Source organism: Sulfuricella denitrificans skB26 (genome assembly GCF_000297055.2).
Classification (GTDB): domain Bacteria; phylum Pseudomonadota; class Gammaproteobacteria; order Burkholderiales; family Sulfuricellaceae; genus Sulfuricella; species Sulfuricella denitrificans.
This window is the reverse complement of sequence record NC_022357.1, coordinates 853,800-871,932: the sequence shown is the minus strand read 5'-3', so window position 1 is coordinate 871,932 and position 18,133 is coordinate 853,800. Positions and strand designations below refer to the sequence as shown.

Below are 18,133 nucleotides of genomic sequence, written 5' to 3'. Positions count from 1 at the left end.
CCCCCGCCTTCATCCGTGCGCCAACAAAACTTCGTTGATTGAGGGCTTGGGCTTGTGTCTGGCTGGCCGTTGCCGGAACAGAGCGATGGACAAAATGATGAACGCCAGCAACACCGCCGACGCGGTATAGCGGCTCAATGCCAATCCACCTGACGCGACAGGCTTGTCCAGAAAATCCCCGACCACCGCGCCCAGCGGGCGAGTCAGGATGAACGCAGCCCAGAATAGCATCGTGTGGGAGATTCGGGTCCAGAGGTAAGCCGAGACGACGATCAGCAACAAGGCGCCGAACACGATCGCGCCGCCCTCATAACCAAGCCCTGCTGTATCCGCCGTCCAGTCGCCCAGCGCGGTGCCGAGCGTCTGGGAAAACATGATGGTCACCCAGTAGAACATTTCCGACTTCGGAGACCCGACACTATCCACCGAGACGGATCCCAGCGTTTTGTACCAAATTGCCAGGGATGCCATCAGCAGCACAAAGAGCAGACTCGCTCCACCCGTGTAGCCTATACCGAGGGAGCGGTCGGCGAAGTCCGCCAGCGTCGTGCCGACGGTGGTGGTGGCGATGATGGTCGTCCAGTAGAGGAACGGGTGAAAGTGCTTCGCCCTGATCTGGGCAGCTACCGCCACCAAAAAAATTGCCGCAAATATTCCCGTGCCGACCAGGTAGCCCAGATTCATCGACATCGAAACGGCATCGCCGCCGGTTTCACCCAGGGTGGTGGCAGCAATCTTGATGATCCAGAACATCAACGTAACTTCCGGAACCTTGCTCAATGCCTGTTTGGCGGAATCGTCCATACGAAATCCATGGTTGCTTGCATTCATTGTCTCACTCATCCTTTCTCGATCAAACCGGAAAATACCCTTTGGTAGGGGCGTTGCAGCCAGCGCGCCAGCGGAGCGGAAGCGATGCTCCTCTCCGATGAGGTCAGGCCGTCCGGGGCGTCACGTCTTTGCGGGTGACGCTCAGGAAAACCACCAAGCCTAGAATGGTCAAGAGAAAGATCAGACTTGTTGTTACCGTGCCCAGCCCCAGGCCGCCGTTGGCGATGGGTTGCGACAGCCAGTCACCGCAGGAGGCGCCCAACGGACGTGTCAGGATGTAGGCGATCCAGAAGGCCAGAACGGCATTGGCCTTGAAACCGTAATAGGCAATGGTGACGGCTACAATCATCGTGCCGAACATCAGCGCCGAGTTCGCGTAACCGAGTTTCATACTCTCGGCAACGAGATCTCCTGCCGCCGTACCGAGGGCAAACGTGAACAGGATGGCCACCCAGTAGAACAGCTCTCGCCTGGTCGTGAAGATGGAGTGAATCGACAGCGTTCTTTCACTGGCATACCAGAGAGCAAAGGTCACCAACAGGGCCAAACCGAAACCTGCCGTCGTCATCTCCAGGGCGACCCCGAAGTTGTCCACCAGATTGTCGGTGATGAGGGTGCCTAAAATGCTGATGAGCACGACGTTCACCCAGTACAACCACGGCACGTATTTCCGGGAACGCAACTGCATGAACAGAAAAACCACCAGCAGACCGGCCATGAAGACTGATGTCCCGGTCAGCCCGAAATTCAGGTCGAAGTTGAGAAAATCGGCCCCGGTCTCGCCAACCGTGGTGGCCATGATCTTGATAATCCAGAAGTACAGCGTGACTTCTGGCACCTTGTTCAGCATTTGAATCGCATCGTCGCGCGCGAGTATTCTCATTTGTATTCTCCCGTCAGTTGCCGTGGTGCTGGTTTGTTCAGGCGACAAGCCGGAGCAGCATTGCCGCCCCGGCATTACAGTCAGACCGATCAGTCGGCTTGGTCATGGTCGTCGTCGTGGTCGGCCTTGTCCTCGGTGGCAGCGATGACCTTGCCGCTCATCGGGTCGACCTTCACATCCATGACCTTCTTGCCATTCACCACCTCGACATCGAAGATCCACTGGCCCTTGTGCTTCTCGTACTCGGCGCGGGACGCCTTGCCGCCGATCTGTTGCTCGGCGACAGTGACGGCCTGAGTCAGACTGATTTTTGCAGTTTCGATCGCCAGGGCATCGTTCTCGATCGCCTTGGCCGCATAGGCTGTGCCAATGGCGGTGGCGGAAAGCGCGGCGAGCGCGGTCAGATAGAATTTGCGTTTCATGTTGATCACTCCTTCAAAACACGCGGATATTCGCGTGGTTGTAAAGGTAGCAATAGAGAATTAGCGGAGAGTTAGCCAGTCGTGGTGCTATGGACAGGTTCGACTTCCTGACCCGAGGGGGATGGTTCAATGCCGGAAAATAGATGCTAAGCGGCCTATCGGCCGGGTTGTATTGGAGCACCGAAGTCGTCTGCAATTCGCACCAAGCGGCCCAACAAGTTAGTGAACTAACCCACGACGTCTACCTCTCCCCGCCGGGAATATCCTCCCGCACCCGCATGAAACTGGCAAAGCGGGGAATACCGCTTTCTTCGTTCAGTCCGATATGGCGATACGTCACCCAGCTTCCCGGCGCAGGCGGGTTTCGACGTTGCGCATCGGAAAACCCCGTTCCGATACGGAATCTCAGCCCCGCCGCCGTTTCTACCAGCAAGGCGCCGAGCACCCCCTGGTGCTTGCCCTTGCCCGGCAGATGCGCGATGACCTTGGCTTCAGCATCCTGATACGGTTTCAGCTTGAGCAGGTCATCGCTGCGCCCTGCCTGGTAAAGGGATGCGGCGCGATGGAGCATCAACCCTTCACCCCTGTTCTTGACGACCCGGTCGAACGCGATGCGCAATCCGGCCCGGTCGGCCACCCTGAACTGCTCCACCGGGCGCACCCAGGGCAGCGCAAGCCCGGCAAGCAAGGGTTTCAGCGCCGTGTTTCGTTCAGCGAAGGATCCCGGATGACCCGGCAGATCGAACACCATGAAACTCAGCGTACGCCAGGCAGCGTCATCCGGCGTCCGCTGCCGCACGATGGATACGGCACTGGCAAACTGCCCTCGTCCGACCCACAGCTCGCCGTCCAGGGGGAAATCAGGCCACCCTGCAGTGAACCATCCGGGCGCCTCGATGCGTTCCCCGCCGCGCGTCAGCAGCTTTTCGCCGTCCCAGTAACCGCGTACCCCGTCCAGTTTCTCGCTGACCAGATAGTCGGCCAGCGGCGTGCCGCTGCGATAGACATTCGCCAGCATCACGGGTGGCGGCGGGAAATCCGCCGCGCGAGCTACGGGCGCCTGCATAACAAGCTGAAGGCATAAGGCAAAAAGCACAGGTACTGGCAATGCCCAACCGCGACTGCGCAAGACAATACCCGCGATGCGCGTCCACCCTATCATGTATAGCTTCATGTTTTTTAGAATTGCGGTCAGATTTTTTCCCACGATACGATGCCGCCTTCCACGACACAAAACAGGGGATGCGCTTCAGGTATCTCTACATTTGAAAATTCGGCCAGCCGAGCGGGATCGCGCAAAGCGAGTTTGCGGCACAAATGAGTCCATTCGTAAGCCAGCTGGCCAGTAGTCGCCTCGATTTTCCCCAGCCAGCGGGGCGCAACGATTTTGCTCGCATCAAAGTGGTAACTGCGGCGCAGCGCCTCTGCGTGTACCCCGGCAAGGTAGGAAGCGATACCGGCCACCGGACAGTCCAGTACTCGGAAGCGCGCCAACTGGGGATGGTTGCGGTAACCGCGGGTCTGGCCCAGCAACACCTTCTGCGCCAGCAGGGCTTCTCGCCACACAGCGACCAGACCCTGGGCATCCAGGTATTGGGGATGCAGCGTCCACAGCCTCATGGCTTCAGCACCCCATCACGGCTCAATGCGCCGGGACACCCCCGTTGCGCAGCAGGGCATAAATCTCGTCCTTCAGGTGCAGCCGTTTCTTTTTCAGGTCCTCGATCAGGATATCGGAAACCGGTACGTCTTCCACTTCGATGCGATGGACTTCGCGTTCGGTCCGCTCGTATTCGTCGAACAGCCGGGCGAAGTGAGTGCTGCTAATTTTGAGCTTGTAAATTTCGTCCTTGAATTCCGGGAATTCATGGGCGAGGTCGTGGTGGTCTACTTGCATTTACCGTTCTCCCTAATTTTACTAAAGCTCACTTCTCGACGCTGCCCGGAATGCGCGGCGTATCAACAGCCACATCAGCGTTCTGGGCGCGGTGGCGCAGGGCATGGTCAATCAGCACCAGAGCCAGCATCGCCTCGGCGATGGGCGTGGCGCGGATGCCGACGCAGGGATCGTGACGGCCCTCGGTAGACACCATCACCGGCTCACCCGACTTGTTGATCGAGTTACGCGGAATGCGGATGCTGGAGGTCGGCTTGATGGCGATGTGGGCAACGATGTCCTGGCCGGTGGAAATGCCACCGAGGATGCCGCCGGCATGGTTGGAGAGGAAACCCTGCGGCGTCAACTCGTCGCCATGCTCGCTGCCCTTCTGCACCACCGAATCGAAACCGGCACCGATCTCCACGCCCTTGACCGCGTTGATGCTCATCATGGCATAGCCGATTTCGGCGTCGAGCCGGTCGTACACCGGTTCGCCCCAGCCTACCGGCGCGCCTTGCGCGACCACGGTAATTTTCGCGCCAACCGAGTCGCCGGACTTGCGCAGGGCATCCATGTATTCCTCCAATTGCGGCACATAACTGGCATCGGCCACGAAGAAGAGATTCTCGCCCACGTCATCCCAGGATTTGAACGGCACCTCGATCGGGCCGAGCTGGGAAAGGTAACCGCGAATTTCCACGCCATAGCGCTCCTTCAACCATTTCTTCGCCACCGCACCCGCAGCCACCCGCACTGCGGTCTCGCGCGCGCTAGAACGCCCGCCGCCACGGTGGTCGCGGATGCCGTATTTGTGCCAGTAGGTGTAATCCGCATGGCCGGGACGGAAGGTTTCGGCGATATTGCCGTAGTCCTTGCTGCGCTGGTCCTCGTTGCGGATCAGCAAAGCGATGGGAGCACCGGTGGTCTTGCCCTCGAACACGCCGGAGAGGATTTCCACCGTGTCCGATTCGCGCCGCTGGGTGACGTGGCGCGAAGTACCCGGCTTGCGCCGGTCGAGTTCGCCCTGGATATCTGCCTCGCTCAAGGCCATGCCGGGCGGACAGCCGTCCACCACGCAGCCGATGGCTGGGCCGTGGCTTTCGCCGAAGGAAGTGACACAGAAAAGTTTGCCTAAAGTATTGCCGGACATTTTATTTCATCTCGAAAAATCAACCTGCTAAAGTTTAACATAAGTGCTCATAACCGGCTTTTGGCCATGAAAATCCACCACCTCACTGTCGAAGACGCAATCAGGAGCCTGAACAGCCGTCCCGAGGGGCTGTCCACTCGCGAAGCCGCACGCCGACATACGGAGTTCGGGCCGAACCGCGTGGAGCACGTCAGGAGGGAGCCGCTGGCGCTGCGCTTCCTCAAGGAGTTCACCCATTTTTTCGCCTTGATCCTGTGGCTGGCTGCCGCGCTCGCCTTCGTTGCCGAACGACTGCAAGCCGGCCAAGGCATGGCGATGCTGGGATGGGCCATCCTAGGCGTGATCCTGATCAACGGCGTGTTTTCCTTCTGGCAGGAGTATCGCGCCGAGCAGGCCCTGGCAGCACTGGAAAATCTGTTGCCACACCAGGTCAAGGTCATGCGCGGCGGAACAGTTAAAGAACTCCCGTCAGCCGAACTGGTGCCGGGGGACATCCTGATCCTGCAGGAAGGCGACAACATCCCCGCCGACTGCCGTCTGACCGAAGCTTTCGGCGTCAGGGTGAACAATGCCACGGTCACCGGCGAATCGCTGCCCAAGGCGCGAGACGCTCACCCCTCCGCTGCCGATGACCTGCTCTATGCCAAAAACATTCTGCTCGCTGGCACCTCGCTGGTTTCCGGCGAGGCCAGGGCGGTGGTGTTCGCTACCGGCATGCACACTGAATTTGGCAAGATCGCCCACCTCACGCAGACGGCGGGCGAGGCGCTGTCGCCACTGCAACGTGAGATCGCCCGCCTGAGCCGGCTGGTCGCGGCCCTGGCAACGCTGCTCGGGGTTGTTTTCTTTGTCGCCGGCCAGTTCATCGGGCTGACTTTCTGGGAAAGCCTGATCTTCGCCATTGGCATCATCGTCGCCAACGTGCCCGAGGGCCTGCTGCCCACTGTCACCCTGGCTCTGGCCATGGCCACCCAGCGTATGGCCAAGCGCAACGCCCTGGTGCGCCATCTGCCAGCAGTGGAAACGCTGGGTTCCGCCACCGTGATCTGCACCGACAAGACCGGCACCCTCACCCAGAACCGGATGGCAGTCAAAGAGGTGTTCCTCGCGGGCCGGTTCAGCAACGCCGGCGAACTGGCACCTGACGAATCCAGCCGCGCCTTCTGCGAAACCGCGCTGCTCTGCCACAACCTCCAGATTACTGAGAACAGCGAACTGCTCGGCGACCCGATGGAAATCGCTCTGGTACGCATGGCCCGGCAGATGCTGCCGGCATCCCCGGTCTATCCGAAGGTGGATGAAGTGCCGTTCGACACCGACCGCAAGCGGCTATCCACCCTAAACCAGACCCCCGGCGGCCGCGTTCTCCATACCAAGGGCGCGCTGGAAACCGTGCTGCCGCTGTGCACCCAGGTGCGGATTGACGGCGAGACGCTGACGCTCGATGCCGAACTGCGCGCACGTTTCATCGCCGCGCAGGAAACCCTGGCTGGCAAAGGCCTGCGCGTGCTGGCCTTTGCCAGCCGCGCGGTAGCAGAGCACGAAGCGAAGGGCTCCCTGGAGAGCGGCCTGATCCTGCTCGGCCTGGCCGGACTGGAAGACCCCCCGCGCCCTGAAGTCGCGGACGCCATCCGCAAATGTTTCGACGCCGGCATCCGCGTCATCATGGTCACCGGCGACCACCCCCATACCGCTCTTGCCATCGCGCGCGAAATCGGCCTGATCAGAAGTGACACGCCGGTGGTAATCAATGGCGAGGAATTGCGGAGGATGTCCGGTATCCAGCTGCAGCTTGCGCTGGGCGCGCCGGAGATCATCTTCGCCCGGGTCGGCGCCGACCAGAAGCTGCACATCGTGACGGCACTGAAACGTAAGGGCGAAATCGTCGCCGTCACCGGCGACGGCGTCAATGACGCGCCGGCCCTGAAGCACGCCGACATCGGCATCGCCATGGGGATCTCGGGCACCGACGTGGCGCGCGAATCGGCCGACATCGTCCTGCTCGACGACAACTTCGCCAGCATCGTCGCCGCAGTCGAGGAAGGCCGCGCAGTGTACGAGAACATCCGCAAGTTCCTCACCTACATTCTCACCTCCAACATTCCCGAAATCGTGCCCTACCTCGCCTTCGTCCTGTTCAAGATTCCGCTGCCGCTGACCATTATCCAGATCCTGGCGGTGGATCTCGGCACCGACATGCTGCCCGCGCTCGGCCTCGGCACGGAAAAACCGCACCCCGGCATGATGCAGCGGCCTCCCCGCGCGCGCCATGAACGCCTGCTGAACTGGCCGCTGGTGGTGCGTGCCTACCTGTTCCTCGGAGTAGTAGAAGCGGCGGCGGCGATGGCGGCCTTTTTCTACGTGCTGCACACTACTGGCTGGTACTACGGGCAACCGCTGGCCTCCGCCGATCCGCTCTATTTGCAGGCCACCACCGCCACGCTCTCCGCCATCATCGTGATGCAGGTAATGAACGTCTTCCTCTGCCGCAGCGGCACAGAGTCGGTGTTCACCGCCGGACTGCTCGGCAATCGGCTGATCCTGTGGGGCGTCGCCACCGAAATCGCGCTGATCCTGCTCATCGACTACACGCCCTGGGGAAACCTGCTATTCGGCACCGCGCCGATCGGCCTGAATGTTTGGCTGTTCGTCATCCCCTTCGCCTTCGCCATGCTGGCGCTGGAGGAAGTGCGGAAATGGCTGGCGAGAAAAACTATACTTGAACCATGAAAGCGAACGAACAATTGAAAAAGCTACTGGCGGAAAAGCAGGAAGCGCTACGCCGCAAGCAGGCCCAGAACCCCGCCAACAAACTGACAGACAAACAAAGTCGCTGGCAGCGTTTCAACCGTTTCGGCTGGGATAAACGTCAAGGTTAGGAGATAAAATGAAAGCCATCCTGATGAATGCGCCCGGCGAGCCCGAAGTGTTGCAAGCAGGGGAACTTCCCCTGCCTGAACTGCCCAGCCCGGCGCATCTGCTGGTTCGCCTCCATGCTGCGGGCGTGAACCCGATCGACACCAAACTGCGCAAGAATGGCACCTATTTCCCCGACAACCTGCCCACAGTTCTGGGCTGCGACGGCGCCGGCATGGTGGAGAACATAGGCAACGCCGTGACCCGCTTCAAACCGGGCGATGAAGTGTACTTCTTCAACGGCGGTATCGGCAGCGAACAGGGCTGCTATGCAGAATATACGGTGATCCACGAGGACTACGTGGCCGCCAAGCCGAAAACCCTGTCCATGGCCGAGGCCGCCGCCTTGCCTATGGTGCTGATCACCGCCTGGGAGGCGCTCCACGACCGCGTGCAACTCAGGGCCGGCCAGACCGTCCTGATCCACGCTGCCGCCGGTGGCGTCGGCCATGTTGCGGTGCAGATAGCCAAAGAAATGGGCGTCCGCGTCGCCGCCACCGTCAGCAGCGAGGCAAAAGCGGCCTGGGTCAGAAAGCTCGGCGCGGAAAAAATCATCTACTACACCAGTGAAGATTTCGTCCAGACTGCGCTCGACTGGACTGACGGCCAAGGTGTGGACGCGATATTCGACACTGTGGGCGGCGACACCTTCTGTCGCTCTTTCGCCGCTGCCAGGGTCTACGGCAAGATCGTCACGCTGCTGCAGACCGACTGCGCCGCAGGGCTGGTCAAGCTGGCGCGACTCAGGAACCAGAGCATCCATTATGAGCTGATGCTTACCCCGGCCTACCTTGGCCTGCACCAGGCCCGCATCGCCCAGACCCGCATCCTCGAATCCGGAGCCCAGTTGATCGAGGCGGGCAGGCTGAAGGTCGAAGTCAGCAAGACTTTCCCGCTGGAACAGGCGGCTGAAGCCCACCGTCTGATCGAGGAAGGCCATTCCACCGGCAAGATTGTGCTATGCATCGATTAGGAACTTGCCCGGCAGTCCTTTAGGACTATTGTTGGTTGGCCGGTGCGGTGCCAATATCGGTTCTTTCGTAGTCCAAGGAAAAATCGATGCAACCCTTTTTCGCCTTTCTTCTGTTCCTTTTCATGTCCACGGCTGCGAGCGCGTCAGACGAGACTACGGTCACGGTCAAAGTCAAACCAATCAAGCTGAGCCCGCATGCTTACTATGTGCAGGGTTTGGCCGGCGCGGCTTCGTCAGCCAACCAGGGTTTCATGTCCAACGCCGGCTTCGTCGTCACGTCCGACGGCGTCGTGGTGTTCGATACGCTCGGCTCACCGCCGCTGGCAGCGGAGATGATCCGGCAAATCCGCAAAATCACCCGCCAGCCGATCCGGCGCGTTATTGTCAGCCACTATCATGCCGACCATATTTACGGCCTCCAGGCATTCAAGGCGCTGGGCGCGGAAATCTGGGCGCACCGACGCGGCCAGGAATATCTGGCCTCAGATGAGGCGCAGTTGCGCCTCGCCCAACGACGGGAGACCCTGTTCCCGTGGGTAGATGAAACCACCCGACTGCTGCCTGCCGACAAGTGGCTGGAAGGCGAGATGCGTTTTGAAATGGGCGGATTGCATTTCGAGCTGGCTTACGTGGGGCCGGCACATTCACCGGAAGACATGGTGATGCTGGTCAAAGAAGATGGCGTGCTTTATTCAGGCGACATGGTTTTCAAGGGCCGCGTGCCCTATGTCGGCAACGCCGACAGCAAGGCATGGCTGGAAGCACTTGACCGGTTGATCAAGCTGAAGCCGAAGATCATGGTGCCGGGGCATGGCAAGGCGTCCACGAATGCCGCAGCGGATCTCGTGTTCACGCGCGATTACCTGCTCTATCTGCGGAACACCATGGGCAAGGCGGCAGCCAACATGGAACCGTTCGAGGAAGCTTACGCCAAGACCTCCTGGAAGGAATTCGAGCATTTGCCGGCATTCCAGGCAGCCAACCGGGTCAATGCCTATAACACCTACCTCCTGATGGAGAACGAAGGGATGCAGGCAAAATAAGTTCGCAAACACTGCGGATCTCGTTCCGAAAACGCAAGAAAGCCGGGGATTTTCTTCCCGGCTTTATTTATTTCTGGTATTCGGATCCCATGATTGAAACCGGCATAATTCTCGATACTCTCGATAAACCACAACAAGGCTGATAAATCCCTATTGTTTACGGGAAGGTGACCGCCTGCAATCGACCTATTCTGTTGAAAAACTCTTTTTCTGAGGGGCGCTAAAAATTTTCCACATGCTGTTGCTCTCAAAGAATGCAATCAACTTCCTGTATTGCGAAAGAATTAAGCAACCCTGCAACGAACGATCGTGTCCCACATGATTCCAGGTACGTCCTTCGAGAGAAAATCGATCTAAGCGGCTAGAATTTTTTTAAGTCGCCTGAAAAAAGAGTTTTTCAACAGAATAGACCCTAAGCTGCCGATCACGCCCATCTCGCTGACAGTCTGTTAAACACCTAAGAATAGCCTCACGAGTCGATATTGAAGGCTAATTCCCAGTAAACCACGTGACCAATATTGATTTGACGTATTATTACATCATATGCGGACAGGGAAATTTATCGAGTTGCTATGAAACAACAACTTATCAAAAATAAGCGCGCCTTATAATTAACAATAATACTGACCGGTGGGTCCGTATAATAACTGTTAGACCCAGCACTTATCTCTCAGGCACTCAACTATCAGAGCAATCATCACATGAGCACAAACAAACACAACACATCGGACGTATTCGGAATCACAAGGGACCTTCCACTCAATTATGTGGAGAGAGATTCTGCAGACAATAAACTGGTCGAAAACCTTACACGAGAAAAGCATCTTGTAATATTTGGAAGCTCCAAGCAAGGCAAGACGAGTCTCCGAAAGCATGCCCTGCAAGAGCCTGATTGCGTAGTTGTTCACTGCTCAAACAAGTGGCAGTTGTCTGACATAAATTCTGCAATATTAAAGAAATCCGGGTTTGAGCTAACCCAGTCAAACTCAAAATCAACAACAGGCAAGTCGAAAATATTTGCAAAAATAACCGCGAGTTTTTTCGGGGCAAGCGCCGAGGGCGGCGCGGAAGCGGAAAGAGAAAATACTAGAGAAAGCACAACAACCCCTCTCGAACTTGATCCGGATGACGTAAACGACATCATCTCCGCGCTTAACAGCATCAATTTCAACAAATACATTGTGCTAGAAGACTTTCACTACCTCCCAACTGACACACAAAAAGACTTCTCGGTTGCACTAAAAGCATTTCACGAGGAATCAAAGTATTGTTTTATTATTGTGGGGGTTTGGCTTGAGGAAAATCGTCTAACCGTATACAACGGCGACCTAACTGGCAGAGTAACCTCCATCAACGCAGATAAGTGGGAGGACGATGAGCTAAAAAAGGTTATAACTGAAGGGGAGAATCTGCTAAACATCAAGTTTAATAGCGACTTCGTCTCAGAATTGCTAAAACAATGCCACGGTAGCGTCTATATACTTCAAGAGTCATGTCACCAGTGCTGCAAAAAGTGGAACATTTACGAAACAAAAGAACAGACAATTGAAATCGGAGACAAAGCACAGGTTGAAAGCATCGTAAGTGCGGTTGTAGCACAACAGACTGGGCGATTCAATTCATTCATAACTCAGTTCTCGGAAGGTTTTCAAACGACTGCACTTGAAATGCATAAATGGTTGCTATTTCCCGTTCTTACTGCAAGCATCAGCGAACTGCGCTCCGGCCTTAAATACAGCAAAATTCGAGAAACGTTGGAGGCCAACCACCCATCAAAAGGGGATTTGAATCCCGGAAACTTAACACAAGCACTCCAGTCAACTGCCGCACTTCAAGTCAAGAAAGAAATAAAACCTATTATTCTTGACTACGATCAAACCAATCTAAATCTGCGCGTTGTCGATAGTGGTTTTTTGATTTGGCTAGACAAGCAAGATCGTAATGAACTGCTTTCACTCGCCGGTCTACCGAAGGTCTAACATTGCGCTCAACACGGACCCACAAAATGCTGCGCATTTTGCGGTCCGGTTAGCTCCACGTTAGGCCTCTGTACAAACATGGTTGACCCCAAGTACGAGCGCGAGAGACCACCGCCATCGGCAGAGGTGCGCCGGTCGGTAGAGGTTGAGTCTGGCCATGCCTGTGCCATTTCTAGGTGCAACGAGCACACATACCTTGAGATTCATCACATAAATGAGAATCGCGAAGATAACCAAGTGGAGAACTTGATACTCCTCTGCGATAAGCATCACAAGATGGCTCACGCTGGCGTGATTGATCGCAAGGCTCTTCGTGAGTACAAAAGTCGACTCTCCAATAGCTACGAAGCCGACCTGAAGCAGCGACTCGAACGACTCGAACAGTTGTTGGCGCAGGCGCCAAAGCCGGAAGACGAACAGCCGACTCCTGCACCCACCGCACCCAGCGAAGACGTCGGGGTTCCACGTAAGGAGGTGGCTCCCCGCGCAGCTCTCATGGCGCAAACTTTGGAGCAACTCGCTCTCTCAAAGTACGAGCGCGAAATTGGTCTTTATCTGGACAGACAGCCCCGAGTCTCCAAAGGATCAGCTAGGCTGACTCTTGATGCATTGAGACAAGACGACGACCTACCCGAAGACTTGGTAGTGGAAGTTCGGTGGCTTCGAAGGGCATACGAGGATGGCCCCATTTGGGTCCGTCAGATCGAGGCGGCGACATCAACCTATGAAGCTATGACTGGCAGAAAGGCCCGAGGGGTACTGATCTACGTTGTTGGAAGAGAAAGCATGAAGCCCGTCTCAAACCTCTTCATCACTGCGGAAGAGCTTCAAAAGGTCGAGCGTAAACCAGAAGTCATTATTTACACCTATGAAGATCTCGGCTTCAATCCCGGCGCCATCTCAGCAGCAGCCTACACATCAAATATCAAGGGCTCGGGCACAGAGGCCTAACCCTTCCATTGAGAGGACGCTGTAGAAAATCCCAATAACTCTTTGCCTCATTGACCGCTGTTCGTCACAATGCTGCCGGTCAAACAAGGTGTAGCCACCGGCCCCTACTGGCACACAACAGCCCCAATTGGGCTGCAATACAACCACAAGCAGCGTAAGGAATTATGACAAAATTCCTGAACCTCTTGTGGCCACCGCGGCAACATTGCGTGCCAGATCAAAATACAGATTTCTATCTCATTGATACCGTTACCATGAGTAAAATAATCCTGAGATCAAGGGGTATTCTACTTGACGCCTCAAACCAATAATGGGTGTCCACATTGCCTGTGGGTAAGTTTGTTTATAATTATGTAACATGGCTGACACATATCTAATTCATAAACTTTTTTATTGGTTTGATTATTTAACACGCAAAAATATTTTTTATATAAAACAACAAGATAAATAAATACCCATACAGATTAAAGAGTTTCAACACTTTGTTATAATTTCAAATCGCATTATGTTCATAAGTCATCCCATTGTGCCTGACGCTAAACGTCTGAGCCCCCGGCATAAGCGGGTTTTAGCGACTGATCGACGGCGATTTAAAACTGGCACTGCCGAGACATTCACCCGCCTGTTCACAGAAGCGATTTTTTGATTGGCCGTGTGGTTGCCACTTGGCGATCACGGAATACGGATACCTTTATGGGCGTCTCTAAAATTCAATCGTCGTTATTCACGCGAAGGCGGGAATCCAGTCAAATCTATCATCTGGATTCCGGGTCAAGCCCGGAATGACGAATTTTATAGAGTACCCTTATTTCAAACCCCACAGCAGCGCCATCCCCCAGCCCACGCCAAAGCCGTTGACGTCCGACGCCACCGCACCGAGTCCGCCCTTGCAGTTACTGGCGGAAAGATCGACGTGCAACCACGGCGCGTCCTCGATGAAGCGCATCAGGAAACGTGCCGCCAGGATATGGTCGGCCTCGCCTTCCATGGAGCACTGCTTGATGTCGGCGATCTGGCTTTCCAGTCCCTCTTCATAGTCCGCGTCGAGCGGGAAGGCGCACACCCGTTCGCCGGAAATTTTCCCTGCCGCCACTGCCTGCTCGACAACCTTTTCACGGTTGGAAAAGATGCCGCTGTAGCGCGCTCCCAACGCGGTTGCCATGCTGCCGGTGAGGGTGGCGAAATCGACGATCAGATCGGGTTTCTCGCGCGCCGCCAGGGTCAGGGTGTCGGCCAGCACCATCCGCCCTTCAGCGTCGGTGTGGATGATTTCTATGGTGGTGCCGTTGAGTGCGGTCACCACATCGTTCTGCTTGTAAGCCTTGGGGCTGATGTGGTTCTGCGCCAGCGCCAGCCAGCAGTCGATGTTGAGCGGAAGATTGGCGCGAGTGGCGGCAAGCAGTATGCCCAGGCTGACGGCTGAGCCATTCATATCTTCGTGCATGCCGTGCATGTAGCGGGCAGGCTTAAGGTTGTGGCCGCCGGTATCGAAGCAGATACCCTTGCCGACCAGGGCAATGGTTTTCCTGGCTTCGGGATGGCGATAGCGCAAATGGACGATAGCCGCATCGTCCTCGCTGCTGCCCTGGGCCACTGCAACGAACGCCCCCGCTCCGATCTTGCGTAGCTTCTTCATGTCGTACTCAACGCATTTCCAGCCATTCTCCTTGGCCAGTTTACTGACGCGTTCGCGGTACAGGCCCGGCGTCAGCTCGTTGGCAGGCAACATGGTCAGCTCCCGCGCCAGCTCATTGCCTGCGGCCTGCCCACGTAGCAGGGTAAAGTCGTCTTCGGCCTTGTAGCCGTGCAGGGTGATTTTTTGCAGCGAGCGGCGCGCGTCCTTTTTCTTGCGCTGCGGCAGCACGGCGCCATTGACCAGAGCCGCATAGATTGCCGCTTCAGCGGCCAGGCGACACCCCTCAGCACCGCCAATGACGACGATGGCAATTTCCCTGGGTTGTTCATCCAGCAATGGCATCAGCGCCTTGCGCATCAACGTATGCCGCTCGAATGTGGACTGTTTGGCATCCAGCATGACCCAGACCGCCAGCGCACCCGGCGCCAGATCACCGCTCAGCGGGCTCTTGGCCAGCTCGTCAGGCTTCATATGGCGGCGCGCCAGGCGCGCCCGCAGGGTATCGACTCCGGGCAGGTTCGCGGCAAGGCTTTTCGCTTTCGGCATGACGAAAAGCACATGCGATGCCTTGGCAAGCGCATTGTCCGATACCGGGGATGGGTTCTGTACTATCTTTATCATTTCCGCTCCAAATAACTATCCTGACTGTTTACACATTATCGCCGGAGTTAATCAATCAATAAAAAATAAATTCACTTTCCTGCCCGGGTAAAAGATAATACATCCTTACCAAGTCGAAAAAATTCAAGAAAAGCTATAAGACTTACAGACAGAACAAATATTACGCTGTTTAATCAGGAGATTAAAAATGTCAGAAATTCCGGACATCGATCAGCAGGAAACGCAGGAGTGGCTGGAAGCGCTCGATGCGGTACTGGAACGGGAAGGCGCGGAGCGCGCCCACTTTCTGCTGGAAAAACTGACCGAAAAGGCCCGCCGTTCCGGCGCGCACCTGCCTTTTTCCGCGAACACAGCCTACCTGAACACCATCCCGGTGCACCAGGAGGACCGCTGCCCCGGCGACCTCGCCATGGAGCGCCGCATCCGTGCCTTTATCCGCTGGAACGCCATCGCCACGGTGATGCGCGCCAACAAGCAAAGCCCCGGCGTCGGCGGCCATATCGCCAGCTACCAGTCCGCTGCCACGCTTTACGAAGTCGGCTTCAACCATTTTTTCCGCGCCCCGACGGAAGACCACGGCGGCGATCTGCTGTATATCCAGGGTCACCTGGCCCCCGGCATTTACGCCCGGGCCTTCCTCGAAGGCCGGATCACTGAAGACCAGTTGCTCAACTTCCGCCAGGAAGTGGATGGCAAGGGCTTGCCCTCCTACCCGCATCCCTGGCTGATGCCGGATTTCTGGCAGTTCCCCACGGTGTCGATGGGGCTGGGGCCGCTCACCGCGATCTATCAAGCGCGCTTCATGAAGTATCTGCAAGATCGCGGCGTGGTCAAAACCGAGGGCCGCAAGGTGTGGGCCTTTCTCGGCGACGGCGAGACCGACGAGCCGGAATCCATGGGAGCGATCAACCTCGCCTCGCGCGAGAAACTCGACAACCTGGTGTTCGTCATCAACTGCAACCTGCAACGACTGGACGGGCCGGTGCGCGGCAATGGCAAGGTCATCCAGGAGCTGGAAGCCGGTTTTCGCGGCGCTGGCTGGAACGTCATCAAGGTGGTCTGGGGCCGTCACTGGGACTCGCTCCTGGCGATGGACAAGAAAGGCCTGCTGAAGAAACGCATGGAAGAATGCGTCGACGGCGACTACCAGAACTACAAATCCAAGGATGGCGCCTACGTGCGCCAGCATTTCTTCGGCAAATATCCCGAGCTGCTGGAAATGGTCGCTCACATGTCGGACGAGGACATCTGGCGCCTCAACCGCGGCGGTCACGATCCGCTCAAGGTCTATGCCGCCTACTCCGCTGCGATGCAGCACACAGGACAACCGACCGTGATCCTGGCGAAGACGGTAAAGGGCTACGGCATGGGCATGTCCGGCGAGGGCCAGAACATCACTCACCAGGCGAAGAAGATGTCCGAAGCATCGCTCAAGCAGTTCTGCGAGCGTTTCAACATCCCCATCCCCGACGACAAAATCGCCGAGGTGCCTTTCTACAAACCGGCCGAAAACAGCCCGGAAATGCAGTACCTGCGCGAGCGCCGCATGGCGCTGGGCGGTTACCTGCCGGCGCGACGCATGGCCGCCAAGGCGCTTGCCGTGCCCGATCTCTCCGCCTTCGAAAGCCAGCTTGCCGGCACCGGCGACCGCGAAGTTTCCACCACCATGGCCTTTGTACGGGTGCTCTCCACCCTGCTCAAGGACAAGGCCATCGGCAAGCTGGTCGTGCCTATCATCCCGGACGAAGCGCGCACCTTCGGCATGGAAGGCATGTTCCGCCAGCTCGGCATCTACTCATCGGTCGGCCAGCTCTATGAGCCGCAGGATGCCGACCAGGTGATGTACTACAAGGAAGACAAGAACGGACAGATCCTCGAGGAAGGCATCAACGAGGCCGGCGCATTCTCCTCCTGGCTGGCCGCGGGCACCAGCTACAGCAACCATGGCCAGGCCATGATCCCGTTCTACACCTTCTACTCGATGTTCGGCTTCCAGCGCGTCGGCGACCTCGCCTGGGCGGCGGGCGACGCCCGTGCTCGCGGCTTCCTGATGGGCGGCACCGCGGGGCGCACCACCCTGAACGGCGAAGGGCTACAGCATGAGGACGGCCACAGCCACATCCTGGCCTCGACCGTCCCCAACTGCATCACTTATGACCCGACCTACGCCTACGAACTGGCGGTGATCATCCAGGACGGCCTGCGCCGGATGTACAAGGATCAGGAAAGCATCTACTACTACATCACCATCATGAACGAAAACTACGTTCATCCGCCGATGCCCAAGGGCGCCGAGGAAGGCATCCTGAAGGGGATGTACCTGCTCAAGCGCGGCGCGCCGAAGAAGAAGATGAGGGTGCAGCTGCTGGGTTCCGGCACGATACTGCGCGAGGTGATCGCGGCAGCCGATCTACTGGAAGCCGATTTCGGCGTGTCCTCCGACATCTGGAGCGTCACCAGCTTCAACGAACTGCGCCGCGAAGGCCTCGACGTGCAACGCTGGAACATGCTCCACCCGGAGCACACCCAGCGCACGACCTACGTCGAGAAATGCCTGAAGGACGGCTCCGGACCGGTCGTTGCTTCCACTGATTACATGAAAGCCTACGCCGACCAGATTCGTGCCTTCGTGCCGCGCCACTACGTGACGCTCGGCACCGACGGCTTCGGTCGCAGCGACAGCCGCGAAAACCTGCGCCGCTTCTTCGAGGTCGACCGCTTCCATGTCGTGGTAGCTGCGCTCAAGGCGCTGGCCGACGAGGGCGTGATCCCCGCCGCCAAGGTAGCCGAAGCGATCGCCAAATACGGCATCGACCCGAACAAGCCCAACCCCGTAACGGTTTAGGGAG

General features: G+C 57.4%; 15 protein-coding genes. 7 read left to right on the top strand and 8 right to left on the bottom strand.

Translation table 11 applies throughout. From position 1 onward, the window contains the following. Positions 1-9: 9 nt before the first annotated feature. The 7 genes from SCD_RS04310 to aroC form a co-directional block, all read right to left on the bottom strand. Complete coding sequence (locus SCD_RS04310; protein WP_009206343.1) at positions 10-804, bottom strand: COG4705 family protein; 795 nt, start codon at positions 802-804, stop codon at positions 10-12. A gap of 130 nt (positions 805-934) precedes the next feature. Then, positions 935-1,714 (bottom strand): COG4705 family protein, encoded by a 780-nt coding sequence (locus SCD_RS04305; RefSeq protein WP_009206344.1) that lies wholly within the window; start codon positions 1,712-1,714, stop codon positions 935-937. Positions 1,715-1,803: 89 nt separating this feature from the next. Then, positions 1,804-2,136 carry a PepSY domain-containing protein gene (locus tag SCD_RS04300; protein ID WP_009206345.1) on the bottom strand — a complete coding sequence of 111 codons (333 nt, stop codon included), beginning with the start codon at positions 2,134-2,136 and terminating at the stop codon, positions 1,804-1,806. A gap of 241 nt (positions 2,137-2,377) precedes the next feature. Continuing rightward, positions 2,378-3,202 carry a DNA ligase gene (locus SCD_RS04295; RefSeq protein ID WP_041673317.1) on the bottom strand — a complete coding sequence of 275 codons (825 nt, stop codon included), beginning with the start codon at positions 3,200-3,202 and terminating at the stop codon, positions 2,378-2,380. Positions 3,203-3,327: 125 nt separating this feature from the next. Continuing rightward, positions 3,328-3,756: a pyrimidine dimer DNA glycosylase/endonuclease V gene (locus SCD_RS04290; protein ID WP_009206347.1), complete on the bottom strand. Its 429-nt coding sequence runs from the start codon at positions 3,754-3,756 to the stop codon at positions 3,328-3,330. Positions 3,757-3,778: 22 nt separating this feature from the next. Continuing rightward, positions 3,779-4,033, bottom strand: a complete 255-nt coding sequence (locus SCD_RS04285; protein WP_009206348.1) for a YdcH family protein — start codon at positions 4,031-4,033, stop codon at positions 3,779-3,781. 28 nt (positions 4,034-4,061) lie between these two features. Next, a complete protein-coding gene (aroC, locus tag SCD_RS04280) occupies positions 4,062-5,165 on the bottom strand; it encodes a chorismate synthase (protein ID WP_009206349.1) in 1,104 nt (367 codons plus the stop codon). 66 nt (positions 5,166-5,231) lie between these two features. Here aroC and SCD_RS04275 point away from each other — a divergent pair, with 66 nt between their 5' ends. The 6 genes from SCD_RS04275 to SCD_RS15570 all read left to right on the top strand — a co-directional run bounded on the left by SCD_RS04275 (position 5,232) and on the right by SCD_RS15570 (position 13,027). Further along, complete coding sequence (locus SCD_RS04275) at positions 5,232-7,895, top strand: cation-translocating P-type ATPase (protein WP_009206350.1); 2,664 nt, start codon at positions 5,232-5,234, stop codon at positions 7,893-7,895. Positions 7,896-7,909: 14 nt separating this feature from the next. Then, positions 7,910-8,044, top strand: coding sequence for a hypothetical protein (locus SCD_RS16965; protein WP_269763885.1), 135 nt, complete (start codon positions 7,910-7,912; stop codon positions 8,042-8,044). Between the two features lie 8 nt (positions 8,045-8,052). Then, positions 8,053-9,054, top strand: coding sequence for a zinc-dependent alcohol dehydrogenase family protein (locus tag SCD_RS04270; RefSeq protein ID WP_009206352.1), 1,002 nt, complete (start codon positions 8,053-8,055; stop codon positions 9,052-9,054). Positions 9,055-9,140: 86 nt separating this feature from the next. Beyond that, positions 9,141-10,097 carry an MBL fold metallo-hydrolase gene (locus SCD_RS04265; protein ID WP_009206353.1) on the top strand — a complete coding sequence of 319 codons (957 nt, stop codon included), beginning with the start codon at positions 9,141-9,143 and terminating at the stop codon, positions 10,095-10,097. 701 nt (positions 10,098-10,798) lie between these two features. Further along, on the top strand, positions 10,799-12,076 hold the full coding sequence (locus tag SCD_RS04260; protein WP_009206354.1) for a hypothetical protein: 1,278 nt from the start codon (positions 10,799-10,801) through the stop codon (positions 12,074-12,076). A gap of 78 nt (positions 12,077-12,154) precedes the next feature. Beyond that, entirely contained in the window at positions 12,155-13,027 is an 873-nt protein-coding gene (locus SCD_RS15570) for an HNH endonuclease signature motif containing protein (protein WP_009206355.1), read from the top strand. Positions 13,028-13,832: 805 nt separating this feature from the next. Here the strand turns inward: SCD_RS15570 and SCD_RS04250 are convergent. Then, a complete protein-coding gene (locus SCD_RS04250; protein ID WP_009206356.1) occupies positions 13,833-15,284 on the bottom strand; it encodes a M17 family metallopeptidase in 1,452 nt (483 codons plus the stop codon). A gap of 187 nt (positions 15,285-15,471) precedes the next feature. Between SCD_RS04250 and aceE the strand changes: the two genes are divergently transcribed. Continuing rightward, positions 15,472-18,129, top strand: a complete 2,658-nt coding sequence (gene aceE / locus SCD_RS04245; protein WP_009206357.1) for a pyruvate dehydrogenase (acetyl-transferring), homodimeric type — start codon at positions 15,472-15,474, stop codon at positions 18,127-18,129. The last annotated feature ends 4 nt before the right edge of the window (positions 18,130-18,133 follow it).

What these genes read in the sequence shown, in the direction of transcription:
- SCD_RS04290 (WP_009206347.1), bottom strand. Translation starts at nt 3,756, where the DNA reads ATGAGGCTGTGGACGCTGCATCCCCAATACCTGGATGCCCAGGGTCTG.
- SCD_RS04295 (WP_041673317.1), bottom strand. Translation starts at nt 3,202, where the DNA reads ATGCAGGCGCCCGTAGCTCGCGCGGCGGATTTCCCGCCGCCACCCGTG.
- SCD_RS04305 (WP_009206344.1), bottom strand. Translation starts at nt 1,714, where the DNA reads ATGAGAATACTCGCGCGCGACGATGCGATTCAAATGCTGAACAAGGTG.
- aceE (WP_009206357.1), top strand. Translation starts at nt 15,472, where the DNA reads ATGTCAGAAATTCCGGACATCGATCAGCAGGAAACGCAGGAGTGGCTG.
- aroC (WP_009206349.1), bottom strand. Translation starts at nt 5,165, where the DNA reads ATGTCCGGCAATACTTTAGGCAAACTTTTCTGTGTCACTTCCTTCGGC.
- SCD_RS04285 (WP_009206348.1), bottom strand. Translation starts at nt 4,033, where the DNA reads ATGCAAGTAGACCACCACGACCTCGCCCATGAATTCCCGGAATTCAAG.
- SCD_RS04275 (WP_009206350.1), top strand. Translation starts at nt 5,232, where the DNA reads ATGAAAATCCACCACCTCACTGTCGAAGACGCAATCAGGAGCCTGAAC.
- SCD_RS04250 (WP_009206356.1), bottom strand. Translation starts at nt 15,284, where the DNA reads ATGATAAAGATAGTACAGAACCCATCCCCGGTATCGGACAATGCGCTT.
- SCD_RS04270 (WP_009206352.1), top strand. Translation starts at nt 8,053, where the DNA reads ATGAAAGCCATCCTGATGAATGCGCCCGGCGAGCCCGAAGTGTTGCAA.
- SCD_RS04265 (WP_009206353.1), top strand. Translation starts at nt 9,141, where the DNA reads ATGCAACCCTTTTTCGCCTTTCTTCTGTTCCTTTTCATGTCCACGGCT.
- SCD_RS04260 (WP_009206354.1), top strand. Translation starts at nt 10,799, where the DNA reads ATGAGCACAAACAAACACAACACATCGGACGTATTCGGAATCACAAGG.
- SCD_RS15570 (WP_009206355.1), top strand. Translation starts at nt 12,155, where the DNA reads ATGGTTGACCCCAAGTACGAGCGCGAGAGACCACCGCCATCGGCAGAG.
- SCD_RS04300 (WP_009206345.1), bottom strand. Translation starts at nt 2,136, where the DNA reads ATGAAACGCAAATTCTATCTGACCGCGCTCGCCGCGCTTTCCGCCACC.
- SCD_RS04310 (WP_009206343.1), bottom strand. Translation starts at nt 804, where the DNA reads ATGGACGATTCCGCCAAACAGGCATTGAGCAAGGTTCCGGAAGTTACG.